We start from the raw sequence: 21,820 nt of genomic DNA, 5'->3' as shown, positions 1-21,820 counted from the left end.
TTTATGCGCCTTGGCGCAATTTATTATTTTATGCGCTCTGCGCAATTTTACGCGATAGCGATTTTCGTCATAGGCTGGCTTTAACCCCGTCAGGGGTGGTGTGGGAGTGATGGGGCAGACTGCGAGCTTGCTCGCAAAGGCTGCCCCATCACTTCCACACCATAGCTCCATCGGGAGCTTAAGCCTGCCTATGACTATTTTCAAAAAGCTTATTCTTGATTCAGGGTGACGCATTGACGAAGTCAGGAGTTTGAGACAATGGTATATACAACCTTTGCCACCATGATCCACAGTAGGGGTGGGGTTTATCCCCATCCTACTGCCATCGATACTTTGTAATTCTTGTCCGCAGTTGCGAGGGTGGGGATAAACCCCACCCCTACAGAGGATGTGTGCAACACATTGGTTGTCAGCGTGTTGTTAACGTGATTCACTTGCGGGAACGGGCATGAGATCCGCACATACAAGTGGATCGTTAAAGCACCTAATTCTGGGCCAACCCAATATGCAATTGCGGGCATCGTCCGTGGACCACGGCATCGCAACACTCTCATATCGGCCTAATACCCTCGTATCATCATTTTCCTCCAATCAATCTTACATCCTCATACCGTCTTACCACCATTGTCCCGTCTCATATCGGCCTAATACCCTCGTATCATCATTTTCCTCCAATCAATCTTACATCCTCATACCGTCTTACCACCCTCATACCGGCGTTTTAATCCTCTAACACTCTGGCATGTCGCATATTATCCCCTTTTGGTTGTCAATAATTCCGATAAATTTCAAGGTTTGATTTAACCCAACTTTGACATCGTATTTTGCTTAGTTGTTCTGTATCAGCAATTTAGTGTTTTTAAAAAGTCCTACTGTGTTCTACAGATTTTTATTTTTTTAAATGGCACTTTACTGATTTTCAACAACTCGTAGATTTCAGCTGCACTATCTGTAGGCACACTGCACAGTCTGGTCTCGACAGCCTCTCCAAGCGCATTTACTGCTGTGGTAGTAACTGCTTTTTGAGTCTTCATGATCCGCATGATCTCCGACCAGTACGGTGTCGAACGCTCCCGCCCATGCTCATCCTTGCCTTGCTTTCGCCGGGCAACCTTCATCTGATGGCGCACGGTGTTTACTATCCAGTAAGCCAGCAGCCCTAAGAAAAGGTGTGCGTCTGCCCTATTGTCAGTCTGGTGGTATATGGGCCTGAGGCTGAGGTCGGTTTTGAGCTGCCGGTTGGAGCATTCTATTTCACGTATAAGATTATAGTAGTTCCAGGTCGTTTCCTCATCTAATTTCTTCACATTGGTTCTGAGGAAGTATGTTCCGTATTCCACCTTGTCCGGGATGTTGACCTCCCATGTCATAGAAGCGACTTTGTCGTGTCCGTCATCCTCAACTTTTATATTGTAATATCGGCTTATAGAGGGATATTTTCCTTGCAGGGCACCGATCCTGTTTTGTACCTTGCCGTAGTTTTTTATCCCGTGTTTTGATTGGGTACTCTTTCTGATTTTTTTCAACCCTTCCTCAAAACGCTCACGGAATTTGCGGTTCATGGATTCTTCCTTCAACGCTTTTGCAGGAGAGTCTATTTTGAGGTAACAGTCGTCATTCTTGGCCGTTGTTACGCGTTGAAGCGTTATCTCGCGCTTCAAGCAATCGCAAACTGTGACTTTGGGAGCATTCTCGGGGGTGGTGTATTCGGTAAGAGCTTTGCGGGATACACAAAGATAGTTGTATCCTTTGTCCCTTATAGTCTTGAGGTTATCTTCAGTTGAGATACCTGCGTCAATGACTACAAGCACTCCCTCGTTATCGGGACATTTGGCCGGATTCTCAGCAATAAGCTCGTCCACCATGTTGGGAAGTGACTTTGGATCGGCGGTATTGCCTTCCAGTACCGCACTGTAACGTATGAAGCCGTCAGTATTGATGCATAGCGCGAGGACAAGCAGCTTGCAGTCGCTGCGTTTCTCCTTTGAACGGCCAAAGGCAGCCTTCTTGCTGCCGGTCTTGCGTCCCTCAAAATAAAAGTTGGTGAGATCGAAGAGCATAATGCGGTTGGTCGGTTTGAAGAGGTCGTCGGTCTTGTGGCAAAGATACTTCTCAAGCTTATCCTTTATGGAATAAAGGTCATCGGCAACTCGATATATCCTCCTTGGAGTTATTTTGGCCATAGGAAGGTCAAGGAGTTCGCACACTGCAGAGTTCTCTTTTATAATGGATATTGACTTTAATTCGGACGGAGTATAGGCCGCCCTCGTAATAAGATGGGCCAAAGTGACCTTCACCTTGTCCTCAGACCATCCCAAAGAACGGAGAAATGTATCCAGACCAAGTTTACGAATCGTTTGCAGGCATAGCCATTCGCAGCCGACTTCCCTTGCGTCTGTATGCCTCATAGTGTCAACATCTATCCGTTTCCTGGCCTTGGACTTGCTTCTCTCGTAGGCGTTGCCCACAATATCAAGTTTTTCCTCCTCGACAAGTCTGGCCCAGTACGCATGCACTCTGTCACGAACCACTTCCGAGTAACCTTGCAGTTTCTCATCCCAAAGTTGGACATCCTTCTGGTGATTGTACAGATACGTCAGTCCACGCGCAACATCTCTTATCTGCTCTGGGGATAGGTCATGTATAAACCCGACATTGAGCAATATCAAAGTACATACCCTACCGCTGGCATCGCGATAGGACTCCTTCAGACGGTAATACTTCTCGTCTTTACACGTCTGTGGGTTGTAACGTATTTGGGACGTAAAATTCATGCCGCAAAGATAAGCAATCCCTACGACATTGCTGTGTTCTACATTGCGATTTTGAGCAGTTTGACCACGCAAACCCCTATAAACACTGGAAAAAATTCTGAAAAAAAACATTAGAGCGTCAAACTTGGGTTAATTTAGTTTAAAATTAATACAATCTTTTCTTTCGTTATTGATATATTTTGTACCTTTGCCGCCCCAAAAGATTGCTTAACTGATAATACAAAAATAATTATTTACATAAGATGAAAAAGATTCTGTTCCTTATGTGCATGCTTCTGTGTGCAATAAGCTACGTGAGGGCTGATGAGACTACGCTCAGTATCTCGGAAAAACTCTCTAATACCGCAGGAGATGCCTCGAAAACAATCGGTGACATTACTTTCTCTTTCACCGGGTCCGGTACGACTTACCAGAATGCTTATGTTAAGATGATTTCTGGCTCTGCCCTTACCGTCTCGGCATCGTCGGGTACAATCTCGAAGATTGTTATTGGCTATGCTTCAGGACGTAGTAAAACTAATTCTTTTACTGCCAATACCGGAAATTGGGCTGATAAGACTTCTACATGGACAGGATCATCGCAATCCGTTACTTTAACGGCCGGAGAAAAAGGCGAGTGCTCTGTCAGCTCTGTCACAGTGACTTACAGCTCAAGCAATTCTCTTACCTTTTGTCAGTCGCAGCAAACTGCACCTATGACCGACCTTGGTGTGATGGCGTTGAAGCCGAATAATACTACCAACAACGTAACTTATACCAGTAGCAATATAAAGATAGCTCAAGTCGACAAAAATGGCTGGATTCGTTTTGTAAATACTGGTATGACAACTATCACGGCAACAGACACGATAACGAATAAAAGCGGATCTTATACTCTTCTTGTCACTGCGCAAGAAGCAACGACTTCTGTTTCCGGAAAAACTTACACCTTAACCTCAGATGGAAAGATCAGCAATAAGCACATCCTTGATGTGCCTTATATGAATATGCAAGTGGGACAGGATGGCGAGATGACCATGGCAAAGTCTTATGGCAAAAACAGGCGCAGGGGGATTTTTCCGTGGATGTCCCTGCACTCGCCTAACTAAAATATAGTGAAACAGCGTTGCTGATGTCGGGAAACTATGTTACCTTTGCAGCATGGCAAAGAAACTATCGACATTCGACTACTCAACATTAGTCCGTTACATGCTGCCCGATGGCATCCTTGATTACTTCGAGATCACTAAGATCGACGAAGAAGTTACTAACGAGAAGGACGAAACAGGCACCGTCATCCGTATTCTTCACATCTACCTTGACGAGCGCGACCTGCGTGACAAGGTCTGGCATGACCTTCAGCCCAACGGTTTCACGGAGCCTCGCTTGTTCAATGACTTCCCACAACGCGAGCATAAAGTTCTGCTGCATGTCCGTCGCCGTCGTTGGTTGGACGGAGACGGTCACAACGTCGTCCTTGAAACCCTGCCTCTTGTGGCAGAGGGAACCTGCTACTCTGTAGAGTTTGCGGATTTCTTAAAAAAAATGGTTGGATGCCTTCCCAGTGACGGCCCAATGCGTGGGGCGCTTCTTCCGGACTGACGGGAAGTACCTCGGGCGTGCCTACAAGGAGCATCTGAGTGGCTTTACGGACTGGGACCAGAAGGAGCATGCCGGTGAGTGGGTGCTTCAAGAGAAGAACATGGGCGAGCGACTGTGCATAGACGAGACGATGCTTCACCATGACCTGATCACGTTCCTCTCCAACAGGGACGGACACTGCAAGAAGGGAACACTCATAGCTGCAGTCAAGGGCACGACCGTTGCTGACGTGACGAAGCATTTTGACGAGATACAAGAAGAGAGCCGAAATAAAGTCAAGGAGGTGTCGATGGACTTCTCCGACAGCATGATGGGCATTGTCAAGAAGTCCTTCCCACAGGCAGAGATAGTTATAGACCATTTCCATGTCATCCAGCTTTATACGACCAGGGGACTTGATGCGATGCGCATGAAGCTCAAGCGCACCAACACGACCGAGGTCAAGAGAGAGGAGCGGGAGTTCAGAAAGCAGCAAGAGAAGCGGGCCAAGGCAAGGGACAGGTACGCCGAGACCCATGAGGTCAAGAAGAGCAAGAACGGCAAACGCCTCGGCAGGCCGCGCAAGCGGAAGAATGAAAAGTTTGAGCCGAAGAAACTCAGCAATGGAGAGACCAAAGCCGACTTGCTGACGCACGTAAGATACCCGCTGACGAAAAACCACAATGACTGGACTGACTTCCAGAAGGAGGAAATGCGCCTGCTCTTTGAGATTGAGCCAAAGATGAAGGCTGCATACGGTCTGCTCTGCGCCCTGCGCAACATCTTCAGCAAGAAAAAGGACAGGAAGAGTGCAAAGAAAGCGCTCCATAAGTGGTACAAGAATGTCGGAAGAACCCGCATTCGGGAAATCATATCAGTACGTGACACCATCAAGGCCAAAGAGGAGTATGTGCTAAACTTCTTCAACAACAGGTCAACGAATGCGCCAGCCGAGTCGCTCAACTCAAAGATTAAGGGACTGCGTGCTCAGGTGCATGGGGTCAGTGACCTTCCCTTCTTCATGTTCCGCTGTTTCACGATATTTGGTTAGGCGAGTGCAGGGGCATCCACGGAAAAATCCCCCTGCGCCCAAAAACAATTATCTCGGTATGACCTGTCTTGACCGTAATGGCTTTGTACATGTCTTTGTAGATAAAGGCCTGCCAACAATGGGCACATACTATGTTTTCAAACCGTCAGCTAAAGGAAAGCTGACTGTGAAGGGCGTATTCCATCAAAATGGTTCAGGTACTGCTGATGCGCATATATATGAGGGAACAAACCAAAAAGGAACTATATCTTACAAAGCCAATTACGCCGAAGCCTCAAATTCATTTGAACTCGAGGCCGGCAAGACATATTATTTATATGTGCCAACAGACGCTAATGCTAAGAATTATGACATCTTCTGTCTAAACAGCTTTACTTTCGTATCTCAGTATTACTTTGCTAATAAGAGTGTGCGTGTCAACAATGGCGCTAAGAACTATACTCAAGCAGTAACTGGCGGTGACGGCTCTAATTACACTGTAAAGGCCTATGGAAGTCTCACATCAGCTAAAGTTGACAACAGTGGAAATGTAAGTTGGTCGGGTGATGGCGGAGCATTAGTCGTAACTGCCTCTCTCAATGGCTCCTCCGACAGCTATGTAATAACAGTGCCTTATTCCACACACGAATGGGACTTCAGAAATGTGGAATTGAAGGATCTGAAAGCTAATACTACCGATTGGGCTGTAACTTATAAGGTTAGACAGTTCGACCCGACTTCTAAGGCCCTGACTTATCTCAACGTTCCGGTGATGGCCAACGGTACAGCTATCGATGGCAACAATGCTTTATACGTTCCCGCTACTGCCGGACTGCTGTTCAAGTCAGATGCTAACGGATTTGGTTCAAAGATTAAATCTTGGACTAATGATCTCGATATCGACGGACTCACCCTTGACGAGAAATATGCTCTGACATACGATAAGGTGAGCAGTGTGCAGCTCGTTACTATGTACAAGGGGGGGGGGCTGACCATTCCAAATTTGAAGAAAGGGCAGTATATCCGGATGAAATGGCGCAGATATTCACCAAATACGGGTGACCATATAAAGGCCACGAATGTTACTGACCTTGATGGCAAATCCATAGATAATGAATTCAATGTCGGAGTTCCGGCACGTGCTGATAAAGGCGACTATGGCTATGAGTTCTTCATTGTCAAGGAAGATGGCGATGTCACCTTTACGCAGATGGATGAGGGATGGACGGATATCTACGACATCAAATTGTCAGCTGACAAGAATGGCATGCTCGATACTGATGATACTGATGGCATTAACCTTTTGACCGATTTGAGATTGGTTGAAAAGGGAAAAGAAAATGATAAAGTAACATTCGCTAATCCAATAATATATACTGATAAAACAACAGTGACGTATAGCCAGGAGACGAATATTCTGCATGCTGTATCGGCCATGGCTAAGGGCGATCCTAAGAGAGGCGATAAGACAGATGGTACTGTCAAATATTCCTATGAAAAGAAGAATGGCAACATCGAAGCATCGATGTCCGACGCCGGTGTGCTGACAGTAAATAGCGGTCAGGGTGTTATAACAATCACTCAGGACGGTGTCAACAGCGGATATGTATTGGACCGCAAAAAGACCGATGTTACCGTTTATGAGAAAAAGACAGTTTCAAGAAAATATCCATATACATGGGATTTCCAGAATAATAAGACTACAGCAGATAAGTTCACCGATGACGAATGGAATAAGAATACCGACGGGTCGCTGACTCTTAATCCCAAGAGTTGGAACTACTTTGAGGGTAATGACATACAGACTGGCAGTTCCGACTACGCTGAGGCTCAGGACCTTGGCATCGATGTGCCACGCGATAAGGACAACTCGCTGACATTGGTCCTCGGCAGCGGTCTGAAGTTTGGCAGTAACGACAATCAGATTCTCACTATCCCGACAGTGCCGAGCGGATTCAAGGCTTATATCCTTGCTAAGATGGGTGATAATGGCAGTATCGCCAACGGTTCAACGACGTTGACGGGTACTGATTATACAGCTGGTAAAAGCAATGACGAAAAGATATTTGTTGTCGATGGTACAAATGGCGGCAATATCGACCTTACAGTCAAGAACGCTACTATCGAGAAGATTGGTGTTACGGGCACATTCAAGAAATTGAATGCATACACTGATGGTAAAAGCTATGCCACTGAATACCGCGACCACAATGAGAAATACGATCTCACGGGGATCTTCACTAATGGCAAGGCGGTCACGGCTGAGATGATCTCGAGTGTGGACAATGCTAAATATCTCGCAAAGACCAGCCCTGTCACGGTTGCGCCGGCAAAAACGGGTGTGATTCTCACTTGTGATGCTACAGACCATGTAGATGCCATACCTTTGTTTGTCAAGGATGTGAACAGCCAAGAAAACCAGATTACTGGCAACATGCTGGATGGCACTCTCGAAGAAACCTCAAATCTGAAAGATGGCGGCACAAACTATGTCTTTACCGTAGTCAGCTATAATCTTGATGCTAACGGCAATATCGTTGATGTCAATGGCGGCACTAACAGCACTCTCGGCTTCTACCGCGTTGCCAATAACGACAACAGCAACTTGGCTGCAAACAAGGCTTATCTGCATGTTCCGTCATCGACGTCGGCAAAGAACTTTTATGTTATTGAGGGTATATTCGATAATGGTGACACCCCTACAAGCATTGTGTCCGTCAGCGATAATGTGGGTCCGTCAATGGATGAGGGCTGCTACTACACGCTTACGGGTATCCGCATGAGCAGTCGGCCGACGCGTGCAGGGATATATATTCACAACGGAAAGAAAATCGTTATCAAATAAGGATTAAATAGGAGAAACGATAAATGGCAGAGAAGAATTCAGAAGTAAAACCATATATAAAACCCACTACGGTTGTCGTCCGACTTAATGTCTCGAGCTCAATCCTCGACTTCGATATGATGGGAAGAAGTAAGGGCTCTACGAAAGCAGCCGCATGGGGCAAGGGCAACAACTTTGATGAAGAGGAGGAAGAGACTCCCGTGGGCACCGTGGGATCGAACAAGTCCCTTTGGGACGATTGATACGATAGTGTGATTATCAGTAAATCCGTGTTTCGCCATATCCGAATAGGGTGTGGGGTAACACGGATTTTTGTTTCCACCGGTTCGAGGACGATCGAATAACATGATTATATGGTGGCGTTCGGCGTTTAACATGAAGGGCACGAGGAGGACGGTTTTCGGCGCACTGGATATTTCCCGTGGACCGATATGTTCATAATTGGTTAGAGAGGTTCATAACTCAAGGAAAATAGTCATAGGCTGGCTTAAGCACCCGATGGAGCTATGGTGTGTAAGTGATGGGGCAGCCTTTGCGAGCAAGCTCGCCGCCTACCCCATAGCTTTAGACCCATTGCTCCAAGGTGAGCATAAGTCTGGCCATGATTTTCTTTTCCGTTTTCCTTTTTAAATGCCAAAGCGGTAATGACAGTATAAAGATTTATGTTTTCGCTCACCATAGTTCCACGGATAATATCCAGTGCGCCCGGTTTTCCTCGGGCGGGTACATGAAGATTTATGCTCCTTGGCGTATCCTTTGCGGTCTTTGCGGCTTTGCGAGGGCTTTTTCTCTCTGCCACCACCAGCCCCGGCGGGGCTGAATCGTCAATAACCCCGGACTAAGCGAGCGATAGCGAGTGCAGTCCGGGGAAGAAAGATGCAGTCAACCATACACTCAGTGCCTCGAAGACGCACAATAGCACGGAGTGCGCATCTACGCATTGGCAGTGTGCCCCCCCCCTTGAACGAAGAACGGTTGAATACACAAATTAAGACCAAAACTATAAAAACCCTTTGTGTCAGTGCCAAGGGCTTTCGCCCTTTGCCATTTGGGCTTTGAGTGCTTGTGAGAGGCTGGACCTCTCACCGCCCTCAAATCCCAAATGGCAGATCCTCCTTCGTCGGATCTTGGCGCTGACACAAAGGAAAACCTTCAAAACAGGCTAACGCCACAGAGGTTCGGTCGGTCGACCGAATAATTGTATTCCTTTGCCTCTTCGAGGCCAACTAACGGCCTAATCCTGCCCGCCTTTCGAAGGCGTTGCTTGGTAATCCATTGATAACTAATGTGTTGCACACATTCACCGTAGGGGCTGGGTTTATCCCAGCCCTACCAGCGTCGGGCAAGAATTAAGGTAGCTACCCCGCAGCTGGTAGGGTGGGGATAAACCCCACCCCTACGGCGGCAGAGTGCTGCAAGCGGCTTAGCATCAGTGGTTTACGCAGAATATTAGGTCTGGTTGTGCGTTGGTAACAAATGCAGAGATTCGGTCTGCCGACCGAGCGGACGGCCATAAAGACCGCTCCTGCAAGTGGATCATTAACGTTTGCCCGTCATTGGAACCGACGCGCAGGCCCTGTCTATCCGTCCCTGCAAGTGGATCATTAACGATTGCCCGTGGATTGGAGCCGACAGCGACTTACGGACAATGAGCAATGGTTGTTTGCAGGGCGCGGTTCTTGTGGTTCACTTTGGCAATACGGGGAAAAAGGTTAGATATGTACAGAAACAAAATCCCGGTCGCACGAGGCAGATCATGCGACCGGGTTCATAGGGAAACAAAAATTGATTAAAACTTTAAATACACGTCTTCCTCCCCCGTTTGAGTTCGGGAAGAAATTCAATTCGATAAGGGATTTTTGTTAACAAGTCGTGGCGGGACCGAGCCCGCTGTTTTTTATGGCTGGAGAGTGAAGCCTACGAGGAAGTAAGCCTTCTCGTTGCTTGGGTTTGCCGCAACCTGGGCGAATACCGGAACCGAGAACTTATCGGTGATTTTCAGGTCCTTCGTCGCTTTCAGAGAGACATTTGTCACGGCGAAACCTTTCGCTTCCGAATAGAATGAGGTGCGGTAGGGCACTGCGCCGACGGTGGCTGTCCAGTCGAGACCGCCGAGCTTGAATGGTGCGGCAGCCTCGACGTATGAGCTGTAGGCGCGGTCGCCGTCTTTGTTGACACCGTCGTTGCCGGCGAAATTGGTGTACCAGTTCAGGGCCACCACCCCAAAATCGTAGCCGACGTTGGCCTCGTAGACGTGCGATGTCTTATGAGCCGCATAGCTGAAGTACTTGGCATCCTCAAATGGAGTGCCGTCGAAGGATACTCCGCGGTCAAACCAATAGTCGGTGATGCCCGCATGGAACCCGCCCGTGGAGTAAGCCAGGGTGAGGTCGAACTCCTTTGTATCCTTGGTGTCGACGAATCCGTAGCTGCCCCACGCCGTCAGCGACAGCCCTTTCCACGACAATCCGAGGGTTGGCTGTATGGCTCCGTCGCCGAGAGCCTGACCACGCCAGTAGTAACGGCTAACGATGTCGGCACCGATCGTTCCTTCCACTTTGTCCTGTGCCTTGGCTCCCGTCACCGACAGGGCCATCAAGGCTGCGAGTGCTATTGTTGACTTTTTCATATTCGTACTGTTTTTTGTGTTGTTGTTACCTTGTGTGTAAATCTTTCTTCCCCCGTCCTGGACCTGTTTCTTGCAGTAATGAACCGGCCGACGGACGTAAAATTACTTTTTAGAGCCTTCCCCCACAGCTGCGGTGCAGGGAGGGAAAGACTCCTTTGGTGGTTAGTCTACGTAGCAGCTTTCGCCGTGTTCGTAGATGTCGAGACCCTCTTCCTCAATGCGCTTGTCAACACGCAGACCGGCAGTGTGCTTGATGGTCCAGAAGAGAACGATACCGCAGGCTGCTGCCCAGGCGTCAACGCAGAGGACACCGAAAGCCTGTGCTCCGAAGAATCCGAAGCCGTGACCGTAGAAAGCGCCCTCAGAGGTCGAGAGCAGACCGGTCAGCAGGGTACCGAGAACACCATTCACCCAGTGCACAGAGCTTGCGCCCACAGGGTCGTCGACATGCAGTTTCTTGTCGATGAACTCAACGGCGAACGGAAGAGCGATACCGCAGCAAACGCCGATGATTACAGACCCCACTACCGATACGGCGTCGCAACCGGCTGTGATACCTACGAGTCCGGCGAGGATACCGTTCAGTGTCAATGAGAACGAAGGCTTACCGTACTTGATCCATGTGAGGAACATTGTGGCCAGACCTCCGCAGACGGCTGCCATATTCGTTGTCAGGAATACGTGGCTGATAGCCTCGCGGTTCACCTGACCGCTGGCTGCGAGCTGCGAGCCGGGGTTGAAACCGAACCATCCGAACCAGAGGATGAACACGCCGAGCGAAGCCAAGGTGAGGCTGTGACCGGGGATGGCGCGGCTCTTGCCGTCCTTACCGTACTTGCCGAGACGCGGACCAAGGAAGATGGCACCGATGAAGGCCAACACACCACCGACAGAGTGGACAACGGTGGAACCGGCGAAGTCGTGGAACGCATGACCGAAGGTGTTCATCATGAAGCTGCCCTCAGCCGAGTTCATCAGCCAGCCGCCGCCCCATGTCCAGTGGCCCTCGACAGGGTAGATGATGAGTGAGATAAAGAGCGAGTAGATGACATACATGTCGAACTTTGTGCGCTCAGCCATAGCTCCCGAAACGATGGTGGCTGCGGTAGCGCAGAACACTGTCTCGAACATCAGGAAACCCTCTGTAGGCAGACCGTTGGCGTTATGGTAGAACGACAGGTCGCCGAAGTTCGGCATTCCTATAAATCCCTGACCGTCAGAGCCGAACATGAATCCGAAGCCTACGAACCAGAACAGCACCGAACCAATCATGAAGTCGCCGAAGTTCTTAAAGAGTATGTTTGTGGTGTTTTTACGCCGGGTGAATCCTGCCTCGCAATAGGCGAATCCCGGTTGCATGAAGAATACGAGCATGGCTGCCAACAGCATCCATACGGTATCGACGGAAATGCTTAAATCTTGAACTGTCATAGCGTTTTGTGTTATATTCCGACCTTTTCCCTGTCCATCCTGAGGTGTAGCGGAAAGTCTGCGGGGCAGGTCTGGTTGTTTGTGTTATTGTTATCCTTTCTCTATTTCTGATGACCTGACGAGATTGCCGGGCCTACAGTCCTGTTATTTCTCCTGCTCAGCGTTGTACAGCGCTATGTCGCCGCGCTCGCCGGTGCGGATGCGGACAGTGTCCTCGACGGGGATGATGAATATGCGGCCGTCGCCAATCTCACCCGTGCGGGCAGCGTCCTGGATGGCCTTCACGGTCTTCTCGACGTTCTTGTCGCGGACAACGATATTCAACATCATTCGCTCAATACTGCTCGTGTCGTAAGCCACACCACGATAGATTCTGGCCTGACGCATCTTGCCCTCTCCTCTGCAGTTGAAGTAGGAGAACCATTCGATGTCGGCACGAAGGAGCGCTTCCTTGACCTCCTCAAACTTGGTCTTGCGGATAATTGCTTCAATCTTCTTCATGTTTACCTCTCTCTTTTAAGTGTTAATAATGTAAATCAAATCTATTTCTTATGACGTTTTGTAAACTTCATGCTGCAAAAGTACAACATTTTGATATTGTACTGACAATAAATTATGCAGTTTGTAAGTAGAATTTTATATTGAGTATCAACCTGTAAGGTTACGAAACTCGTTTGCTTACAGTTTCAACACATTTTTCCCAAAAATCTGTTAAAATGAAATAAAGACTCAAAAAGTAGAATAATAATGTCGGTAAATATTATTCTGTTTGAACAAAAGGCAGTAACTTTGTAACCGAAATAAAACAAAAAGAAATAGATTACGCAATTAAGACAGACAAAATGACAAAGGCCGTAGCTTTCACAAAGATGCATGGTGCTGGTAATGATTACATTTATGTAAATACATTATTATATAGCATTCCCGACCCCTCAGAGGCGAGCCGCCAGTGGAGCCGTCCACATTTCGGTATCGGCAGCGACGGTCTCGTGCTCATCTGCCGTCCTACGACCGCTGATGCCGACTACCGCATGCGCATCTTCAACGCCGACGGTTCGGAGGCCATGATGTGCGGCAACGCCAGCCGCTGCATTGGCAAGTACCTCTACGAGAAGGGGCTTACCACGAAGACGAGCATCCGTCTCGAGACAGCGAGCGGCATAAAGGTACTCAATCTCCACCTAAACACCGACGACAGCCGTCGCGTCGACAGCGTCACCGTCGATATGCTTGAGCCCCGCCTCGACGTCGCGGAGCAGTACGACGGCACCCGCACCGACGGCACTTTCGTCTCGATGGGTAATCCCCATTTCGTCATCTTTGCCGATGAGGTGCCCACAACGCCCGTGCTCACCGAGCGTGGCAGCGCCTTAGAGCACGACAAGGCATTCCCACAACGATGCAATATCGAGTTTGCCGTTGCCACGGCACCAAACACCTTCCGCACGAGGGTGTGGGAACGCGGCAGCGGAATAACCATGGCCTGCGGCACAGGAGCCTGCGCCACAGCCGTAGCCGCCATCACCACCGGACGCGCCGACCGCTCAAAGCCCGTCGAGATAGTGATGGACGGCGGGACGCTCACCATCGAGTGGCGCTCCGACAACCACATATACATGACCGGTCCGGCTGCCTTCGCCTTCGAGGGCACCGTCGATCTGCCCTGACAACAATGCCGGGGACACGCGCGACACCCCGACACAAGCTGTTGAACGGTGCCGCTCGTTTGGTTTATAAGAAGAAAAAGATTTAAACAACGCTTCGCTCCTGTCCGATACCGGAAGTGAGGGCCGGAGCGGAAAATAAAAGAAGATTATGGCATTAATTAACGAACACTTCCTTAAATTGCAGAAGAACTACCTCTTCGCCGACATTGCCAAGAAGGTCAACGCCTACAAGGCCATGCACCCCAAGGCCAACGTCATCAGCCTCGGCATCGGCGATGTCACGCAGCCCCTCTGCCCCGCCGTCATCGACGCTATGCACAAGGCCGTCGACGATATGGCCCATAAGGAGACCTTCCATGGCTATGGTCCCGAACAGGGATACATCTGGCTTCGGGAGGCTATCGTAAAGAACGACTTCCTACCCCGTGGCGTGCACCTCGACCCCGACGAAATATTCGTCAACGACGGTGCAAAATCGGACACGGGAAACATCGGGGAGCTCGTACGGTGGGACAACTCCATGGCCGTCACCGACCCTATCTATCCCGTATACATCGACTCCAACGTCATGATTGGCCGTGCAGGAGTCTTTGCCGACGGCAAGTGGAGCAACGTAACCTACATGCCCTGCACCGACAAGAATAAGTTCGTGCCCCAGATTCCCGACCACCGCGTCGACATGATCTACCTCTGCTACCCCAACAACCCCACGGGAATGGTGCTCCCCAAGGAGGAACTGCGCAAGTGGGTCAACTACGCCATCCACAACGATTCCATCATCTTCTACGACGCAGCCTACGAGGCCTACATCCAGGACCCCGACATCCCGCATTCCATCTACGAGATACGCGGTGCCCGCAAGGTGGCCATCGAGTTCCACAGCTACTCCAAGACCGCCGGATTCACCGGTGTGCGCTGTGGCTACACCGTCGTTCCTAAGGAGCTCACAGCCACCACCGTCGACGGACAGCGCCTGCCGCTGAACCAGTACTGGCTGCGCCGACAGTCGACGAAGTTCAATGGCACAAGCTACATCTCGCAGCGTGGCGCCGAGGCCATCTACACCCCCGAGGGAAAGAAGCAGGTGGCCGAGACGATACAATACTATATGAAGAACGCGTCAATCATGCGCGAGGCCCTCACCGACCTCGGATTCGAGGTCTACGGCGGCACCGATGCCCCCTATCTGTGGGTAAAGACACCGGGCGACACACCGTCGTGGCAGTTCTTCGAACAGCTCCTCTACGGAGCACAGGTCGTATGCACACCGGGAGTTGGTTTCGGACCGTCGGGCGAAGGCTTCGTCCGCCTCACCTCCTTCGGCGACCGCGACGACTGCATAGAGGCCATGGCACGCATAAAGGAATGGCTGAAAAAGTAAGAATATCAATACACAAGATAACAAAATCCTAACAAAATAATCCTTCAGCCGCCGTTCCGCCACACGGGGCGGCAGGCATGGGTCCTACGATTATGGAAAATTTAAGATTTCAAGCTGTAGAGAAGGCCTCAGAGAAAAGGCCTGTTGAGGTAATCACTCCTACCGATCGCCCGTCAGAGTACTTCGGTAAGAAAGTTTTCAACCGCGCGAAGATGTACAAATATCTCTCACGCGAAGTCTATGACAAGCTCATCGACGTCATCGACAACGGTGCCGAGCTCGACCGCTCCATCGCCGACGAGATTGCCAAAGGCATGAAGCAGTGGGCCGACGAGAATGGTGTCACCCACTATACCCACTGGTTCCAGCCCCTCACCGAGGGCACTGCCGAGAAGCACGACTCTTTCATCGAGCACGACGGCAAGGGCGGCATGATTGAGGAATTCTCCGGAAAGCTCCTCGTCCAGCAGGAACCTGATGCCAGCTCGTTCCCTTCAGGCGGTATCCGCTCCACTTTCGAGGCCCGCGGCTACTCGGCATGGGATCCTACATCACCGGTGTTCATCATCGACGACACACTCTGTATCCCTACAATCTTCATCTCCTACACCGGCGAGGCCCTCGACTACAAGGCTCCGCTGCTCCGCGCCCTCCACGCCGTCAATGTGGCTGCAACGAACGTTTGCCACTATTTCTATCCCGACGTGAAGAAGGTCATCTCCAACCTCGGTTGGGAGCAGGAGTACTTCCTCGTCGACTCAGCCCTCTACGCCGCACGCCCTGACCTCCGTCTCACCGGACGCACACTCATGGGCCACTCGTCGGCTAAGGACCAGCAGATGGACGACCACTATTTTGCTACCATCCCTGAGCGCGTGCAGGCCTTTATGAAAGACCTCGAAATCCAGGCTCTCGAACTCGGCATCCCAGTAAAGACACGCCATAACGAGGTGGCACCGAACCAGTTCGAGTGCGCACCAATCTTCGAGGAGACCAATCTCGCCGTCGACCACAACATGCTGCTCATGTCGCTCATGAAGAAGGTTGCCCACAAGCACGGCTTCGAGGTGCTCCTCCACGAGAAACCGTTCGACGGCATCAACGGCTCGGGTAAGCACAACAACTGGAGTCTGTCCACCGATACAGGCATCCTCCTCCACGGTCCAGGCAAGACTCCTACCGACAACCTCCGCTTCGTGGTATTCATCGTCGAGACGCTCATGGGCGTATACCGCCACAACGGACTCCTCAAGGCCAGCATCATGGACGCCGGCAACGCTCATCGCTTAGGCGCCAACGAGGCACCTCCAGCAATCATCTCTTCGTTCCTCGGCAAGACCGTCAGCGATGTCCTCGACCATATCACCGAGTCGGACAAGGACGCGCTCGTCATCAAGGGTAAGGAAGGTGTCGAAATCGACATCCCGGAGATTCCAAATATCCTCCGCGACAATACCGACCGTAACCGCACAAGCCCATTCGCCTTCACCGGCAACCGTTTCGAGTTCCGCGCCGTAGGCTCTGAGGCCAACTGCGCCAGCGCACAGATCGTCCTCAACACAGCTGTTGCTGAGGCACTTACCGACTTCAAGACGCGTGTCGACGCACTCATCGCCAAGGGCGAGGAGAAGTTCGCTGCCATCCTCTCCGTCGTCAAGGAGGACATCAAGACCTGTGCGCCTATCCACTTCGACGGCAACGGCTACAGCGACGAATGGGTGGCCGAGGCTGAGCGCCGCGGTCTCGACACTGAGAAGTCGTGCCCGGTAATCTTCGACCGCTACCTCGACGACTCATCAGTGAAGATGTTCGAGTCGATGAAGGTCATGAACCGTCATGAGCTCGAAGCTCGTAACGAGGTGAAATGGGAAACCTACACAAAGAAAATACAGATTGAGGCACGCGTCTTCGGCGACCTGTCGATGAACCACATCATCCCTGTGGCTACACACTATCAGAGTCAGTTGGCAAAGAACGTCCAGAGCATGGTCAACATCTTCGGTAAGGACGAAGCTCTCAAGCTCGCCGACCGCAACATTGCGCTCATCCGCGAGATCGCTGAGCGCACCGAGACCATCGAGAAGGGTGTCGACGACCTCATCAACGCACGCAAGGTAGCCAACAAGATTGCCGATGCACGCGAGCGCGCCGTCGCTTACCACGACACCGTGGAGCCGAAGCTCGACAAGATCCGCTACCACATCGACAAGCTCGAACTCGTCGTCAGCGATGAGCTCTGGACGCTGCCGAAGTACCGTGAACTTCTGTTCATACGCTAAAGCCAATCACATCGGCAAGTCCGAGTCCGTCGTCAGCGATGAGCTCTGGACGCTGCCGAAGTACCGTGAACTTTTAGTTCATTCGCTAAAGGCAATCACATCGGCAAGTCCGAGCCCGTCGTCAGCGATGAGCTTTGGACGCTGCCGAAGTACCGTGAACTTTTAGTTAATACGCTAAAAAATAGATGAAGTCAAATAGATACAATCTATTTCTTTTATTGGTTGTTTAAGTTTGCGTTGTGGGTGCGCCGTGAGGTGCGCCCACAACTTTTTCTTCTTCACAGCCATACAATGACTTTTTATGTCTCCGTCCAATCTCCCACAGCAGTCGTGATAACCTGCCCCACGAGCAGCGGACAAATAATCTTATTCGGTCTACCGACCGACCGGACGGCTATAAAGGTCGCCCCTGCAAGTGCGTAGGTGCAACACATTGATAATTAATGTGTAGCACGTATCCACCGTAGGGGCTGGGTTTATCCCAGCCCTACCAACGTCGGGCAAGAATTAAGGCTGCTACCCCGCAGCTGGTAGGATGGGGATAAACCCCACCCCTACTTTATCTTTGCAGCAAACTTTTAGAGGTCTTTAAAACAAAGGCACGATATAACTGGGGGATGCGTTCTTCGAACGCATTTGAAAAAGCGCTCAAACATTACGATTTTCACTAAAAAGTGATTAGCTTTGTTGCGCCAGACAAGCTAAAGCCAGTTTCTTAGTAGGGCTCAGACCCTAATTTGCAGCGTGGCTCCGTCTCCTAGTAGACAAACGATTGTGCCGCAGGAGGCCTTATAGAAGAATACTTCTGTCCAGAGGAGTCGGGTCTGGCAATGTTTTACAACAAAAGCCAATCACGATGACAAAGGTAAGAAGAAAAAATGGAATCGGCAAGGATCGCGAGTTCAAAGTTGTCCATCTTAACGCTGCAGGTGTAGATGTATCCCCAAAGGAAATGCAGGTGTGTGTTCCAAGCGACCGCGACGAGAAGTGCAACCGCACGTTCGGTGTGTACACGAAAGACCTGCATGAAATATCCGCATGGCTGAAGAAGTGCGGCATAGACACGGTGGTAATGGAGTCGACCGGAGTATACTGGCTTCCCCTGTTCCGAGTCCTAAAGGGTGACGGGTTCGATGTGATACTGGTAAATCCCCGTGAAGCCAAGAACTATGCGGGCAAGAAGACCGACGAGGCTGACGCCCATTGGTTGATGACGCTCCATACTTACGGTCTGTTGAAAGCCTGTTTCCAGCCTGACAATGTAACCCGTGAGATTCGGAACTTGGTAAGGCACAGGGACAACCTGATACAGTCATGCAGCCGTGAGGTGCTGCACCTGCAGAAGGAGATGGAGCAGATGAACCTGAAGCTGGACAACGCCTTCAGCGACATACTGGGCAAGTCCGGCCAGGCAATCATCAAGGCAATACTTGACGGCGAGCGTGACCCCGAGAGGCTTGCGGGGCTGGCAGACTGGCGGTGCAAGAAGAGCAAGGAGGAGATAAAGGCATCCCTCCAGGCGACATGGGACGAGGACCACCTCTTCATCATGAAGCAGAGCGATGACCTGTACCATTACTACAAAAACCTCATCAAGGACACCGAGGCAAAGATAGAGGAATTGGTCAACCGTTACTCTGCAAGCGTGGATGCGGACAAGGCTGCGGCTATGGAACGCAGCAAGAAGCAGAAGCAGCTGCACAACGATGTCAGCTTTGACATAGAGCAGTATGCCTACAACGCCTGGGGGGTCAATGTAATGCGCATGCCGGGGATGAGTAAGAACTCCGCACTTCGGCTGCTTGCGGAACTTGGGCCGGACTTCGTGGAGAAATTTCCTGACGCAAGGCACTTCGAAAGTTGGGCGAATCTGGTGCCGAACAATAAAATCTCCGGTGGGAAGCTGCTTTCGAGCAAAGTCCCCAACAAGAACAATCCTGTGGGACAGGTGTTCAGACAGTGCGCCAATGCGCTATGGAGATCAAACGAACCGTTGGGAGATTACTTCCGCCACATCAAGGCAAGAAGCGGCCATTTACAGGCAATGGTTGCTACAGGCAAGAAAATGGCGGGAATCTTCTATACGATGGTCAAAAACAAAAAAGAATATGACGTGTCAATATATGCCAAAAGCAAGGAGAAAACTCTTGAAAGAAGAATTAAAAAGCTTCAAGCAAAGATTCTTCGCCTACAGAATGAGCAAGCTCAATCTGGGCTCAAGGTAACGGATGGCACTGATTAGTTATATAGAAGTGTGAATATTTTAAAGGTTTATGCCTTTAGTTTCATGGTTAATTTTTACCTTTGTTGTTGTAAGGAAAAGTTGACCACCGGAGGGATAATCTATACCCCCTACTAGACTTCGAGCCTAATCGCCGTTATAGACCCTCCGGATTGAAGCTGCAGAGACCAAGTAGGAAGTTAGGCTCGAAGCCTAAATAAAGTATTAGTCGGGACAACTTCTCGGTCAACTCGTTACTTACTTCATTAAAAGACAAAGTTATGAAGAAATTCTGTATTGGCATAGACATTGCCAAAAAAACTTTTGATGCGACTGCAATTTTCGTCGAATCGATAGATTCGTTGAACGAGGTTGGTTACAGACAGTTCGAAAACTGCCCGTCAGGCTTCAGAGCTCTTGTCTCATGGGCAAAGAAGTTGTGCAAGCAATGCAACGGCAAGCTGTCGGAAGACGGACTGTTCTGCATGGAGACTACCGGTGGATACGACAGGCAGATCTGTATGTATCTTCACGACAAAGGCCAGAACGTATGGCGCGAGAGTGCTTTGCAGATACACCGTTCCTCCGGGTTCAGACGCGGGAAGAACGACAAGGCCGACTCGAGGAACATATCAGAGTATGCGGCCAAACATCAGGACAAGCTTGTCCTTTTTTCGCCCGATCCAACGGTTATCATGGAACTGAAGGAAATAGTGAATTACCGCGCCACAATGGTAGAACGCCGAAAAGAGGCAAAGACAAGGCTGTCGGAAAAGAAGTTCACCACAGTACTTGGCAAATCGCAGACAGAACGCGTAATAAACAAAATGTCTGAATCCGAGATAAAGACACTCGACGAGATAATCGAAAAGTGTAACCAGGAAATCGAGCGCATTATCAACTCTGACGAGGACTTGAAGAGAAACTACCTGCACATGACTTCCATAAATGGACTCGGCCTGGTCAATGCAGCTTGCATTATCGCATACTCGTCGAATTTCAAGAAGATAACCACACCCAACAAGATGTCCTGTTACGCAGGCGCTCATACGTTCTATGACGAATCCGGCACCTCTGTCCACAAGAAGGATCCAAGCAAGAACGTATGCTGTAAGATGATAAAGAACAACCTCAGAATGGCTGCCAGAAGTGCGATTATCTACAACCGAGAGATAAAGGCCTACGCCGACAGACTGGAAAAGAAAGGCAAGCCGTACAGCATTGTCCTCAACAACGTAATAAACAAACTCCTGCACATAACATACTCACTTGTAAAAAACGACTGCGACTATGAATACAATCATGAATTACTGAGAAAACTCAAAACGGTGGAGCCTGTATTGAAGACGGAACCTTCACTTGAGGCAGCACTATAAATGTAAATAAAAAATCAACATTACAATAAATTTAGTTAAAAACGAAAAATAATCGAGATTTCCTTTGGTCAGAAACATAGGAAGCGGCGGCGGAGTGCTGCAATCGTCTTAGCATCAGTGGTTTACACAGAATATTGGGGTCTGGTTGTGCGTCGGAAATAAATGCAGAGATTCGGTCTTTCGACCGACCGGACGGCCATCAAGGCCGCCCCTGCAAATATATAGGTGCAGCTGCGTTGACAATCGTCTTATTCGTTTTGTTCGTGCGAAATATGTTTGTTTGTCGTTCCACGAATAGCACCAATTTCACGGTTACCCGTCATCCATTGCTCATAAACAAATCGTTTCTTCGGCTTGCTGAATATCGCTTCATTTGTGTTTCTCGTACGGAAAGGGGTTTATATCCTTTTACACGAATAATGAGCCAATGCTGAAATATATTTACACCATTCCAAAACATATCATTTCGGCTTGCAAAACGGTCCATTTCAGCTCCCGAAACGGTCCGTTTCGCAACGCTGAATGATATGTATTGACAACTCTCTGGCAGTCAGCGAGGTATAAGACTGATGTGAAATGTAACAGGCTGTGAATTAATTTTACATATTTTTTTGTCTGCGTCTCTTT

General features: G+C 49.8%; 14 protein-coding genes. 10 read left to right on the top strand and 4 right to left on the bottom strand.

Annotated elements, in window-relative coordinates; genetic code table 11:
- Positions 1–869: 869 nt before the first annotated feature.
- On the bottom strand, positions 870–2,774 hold the full coding sequence (locus tag LDN30_RS12655) for an IS1634 family transposase (RefSeq protein WP_223925324.1): 1,905 nt from the start codon (positions 2,772–2,774) through the stop codon (positions 870–872).
- A 242-nt stretch (positions 2,775–3,016) separates the two neighbouring features.
- Here LDN30_RS12655 and LDN30_RS12650 point away from each other — a divergent pair, with 242 nt between their 5' ends.
- The 5 genes from LDN30_RS12650 to LDN30_RS12630 are packed head-to-tail and all read left to right on the top strand — an operon-like array spanning position 3,017 to position 8,451.
- Positions 3,017–3,862, top strand: coding sequence for a hypothetical protein (locus LDN30_RS12650; RefSeq protein WP_223929693.1), 846 nt, complete (start codon positions 3,017–3,019; stop codon positions 3,860–3,862).
- A gap of 52 nt (positions 3,863–3,914) precedes the next feature.
- Positions 3,915–4,355 (top strand): ISAon1 family transposase N-terminal region protein, encoded by a 441-nt coding sequence (locus tag LDN30_RS12645; RefSeq protein WP_223925203.1) that lies wholly within the window; start codon positions 3,915–3,917, stop codon positions 4,353–4,355.
- A complete protein-coding gene (locus LDN30_RS12640) occupies positions 4,333–5,385 on the top strand; it encodes a transposase (RefSeq protein ID WP_223925205.1) in 1,053 nt (350 codons plus the stop codon). The genes LDN30_RS12645 and LDN30_RS12640 overlap by 23 nt, the downstream gene beginning before the upstream one ends.
- 58 nt (positions 5,386–5,443) lie before the next feature.
- Entirely contained in the window at positions 5,444–8,209 is a 2,766-nt protein-coding gene (locus tag LDN30_RS12635) for a hypothetical protein (protein WP_223929691.1), read from the top strand.
- 23 nt (positions 8,210–8,232) lie between these two features.
- On the top strand, positions 8,233–8,451 hold the full coding sequence (locus LDN30_RS12630; RefSeq protein WP_223927487.1) for a toxin PIN: 219 nt from the start codon (positions 8,233–8,235) through the stop codon (positions 8,449–8,451).
- 1,655 nt (positions 8,452–10,106) lie between these two features.
- Here the strand turns inward: LDN30_RS12630 and LDN30_RS12625 are convergent.
- From LDN30_RS12625 to LDN30_RS12615, 3 genes are all read right to left on the bottom strand, one after another.
- Positions 10,107–10,838: a hypothetical protein gene (locus tag LDN30_RS12625; protein ID WP_223927489.1), complete on the bottom strand. Its 732-nt coding sequence runs from the start codon at positions 10,836–10,838 to the stop codon at positions 10,107–10,109.
- A 162-nt stretch (positions 10,839–11,000) separates the two neighbouring features.
- Positions 11,001–12,269, bottom strand: a complete 1,269-nt coding sequence (locus LDN30_RS12620; RefSeq protein WP_223927491.1) for an ammonium transporter — start codon at positions 12,267–12,269, stop codon at positions 11,001–11,003.
- Positions 12,270–12,413: 144 nt separating this feature from the next.
- Entirely contained in the window at positions 12,414–12,770 is a 357-nt protein-coding gene (locus LDN30_RS12615) for a P-II family nitrogen regulator (protein ID WP_223927493.1), read from the bottom strand.
- Between the two features lie 341 nt (positions 12,771–13,111).
- Here LDN30_RS12615 and dapF point away from each other — a divergent pair, with 341 nt between their 5' ends.
- The 5 genes from dapF to LDN30_RS12590 all read left to right on the top strand — a co-directional run bounded on the left by dapF (position 13,112) and on the right by LDN30_RS12590 (position 21,193).
- Complete coding sequence (dapF, locus tag LDN30_RS12610) at positions 13,112–13,936, top strand: diaminopimelate epimerase (RefSeq protein WP_223927499.1); 825 nt, start codon at positions 13,112–13,114, stop codon at positions 13,934–13,936.
- Between the two features lie 148 nt (positions 13,937–14,084).
- Complete coding sequence (locus tag LDN30_RS12605) at positions 14,085–15,317, top strand: LL-diaminopimelate aminotransferase (RefSeq protein WP_223927501.1); 1,233 nt, start codon at positions 14,085–14,087, stop codon at positions 15,315–15,317.
- Positions 15,318–15,409: 92 nt separating this feature from the next.
- Positions 15,410–17,596: a glutamine synthetase III family protein gene (locus LDN30_RS12600; protein WP_223927503.1), complete on the top strand. Its 2,187-nt coding sequence runs from the start codon at positions 15,410–15,412 to the stop codon at positions 17,594–17,596.
- 856 nt (positions 17,597–18,452) lie between these two features.
- Entirely contained in the window at positions 18,453–19,838 is a 1,386-nt protein-coding gene (locus LDN30_RS12595; RefSeq protein WP_223929659.1) for an IS110 family RNA-guided transposase, read from the top strand.
- Between the two features lie 260 nt (positions 19,839–20,098).
- Positions 20,099–21,193: an IS110 family transposase gene (locus LDN30_RS12590; protein WP_223928808.1), complete on the top strand. Its 1,095-nt coding sequence runs from the start codon at positions 20,099–20,101 to the stop codon at positions 21,191–21,193.
- Positions 21,194–21,820 lie beyond the last annotated feature (627 nt).

Source organism: Prevotella lacticifex (assembly GCF_019973375.1).
GTDB lineage: Bacteria > Bacteroidota > Bacteroidia > Bacteroidales > Bacteroidaceae > Prevotella > Prevotella lacticifex.
Note: the sequence above shows the minus strand (reverse complement) of the source record. Positions and strands in the feature narration are given on the sequence as shown.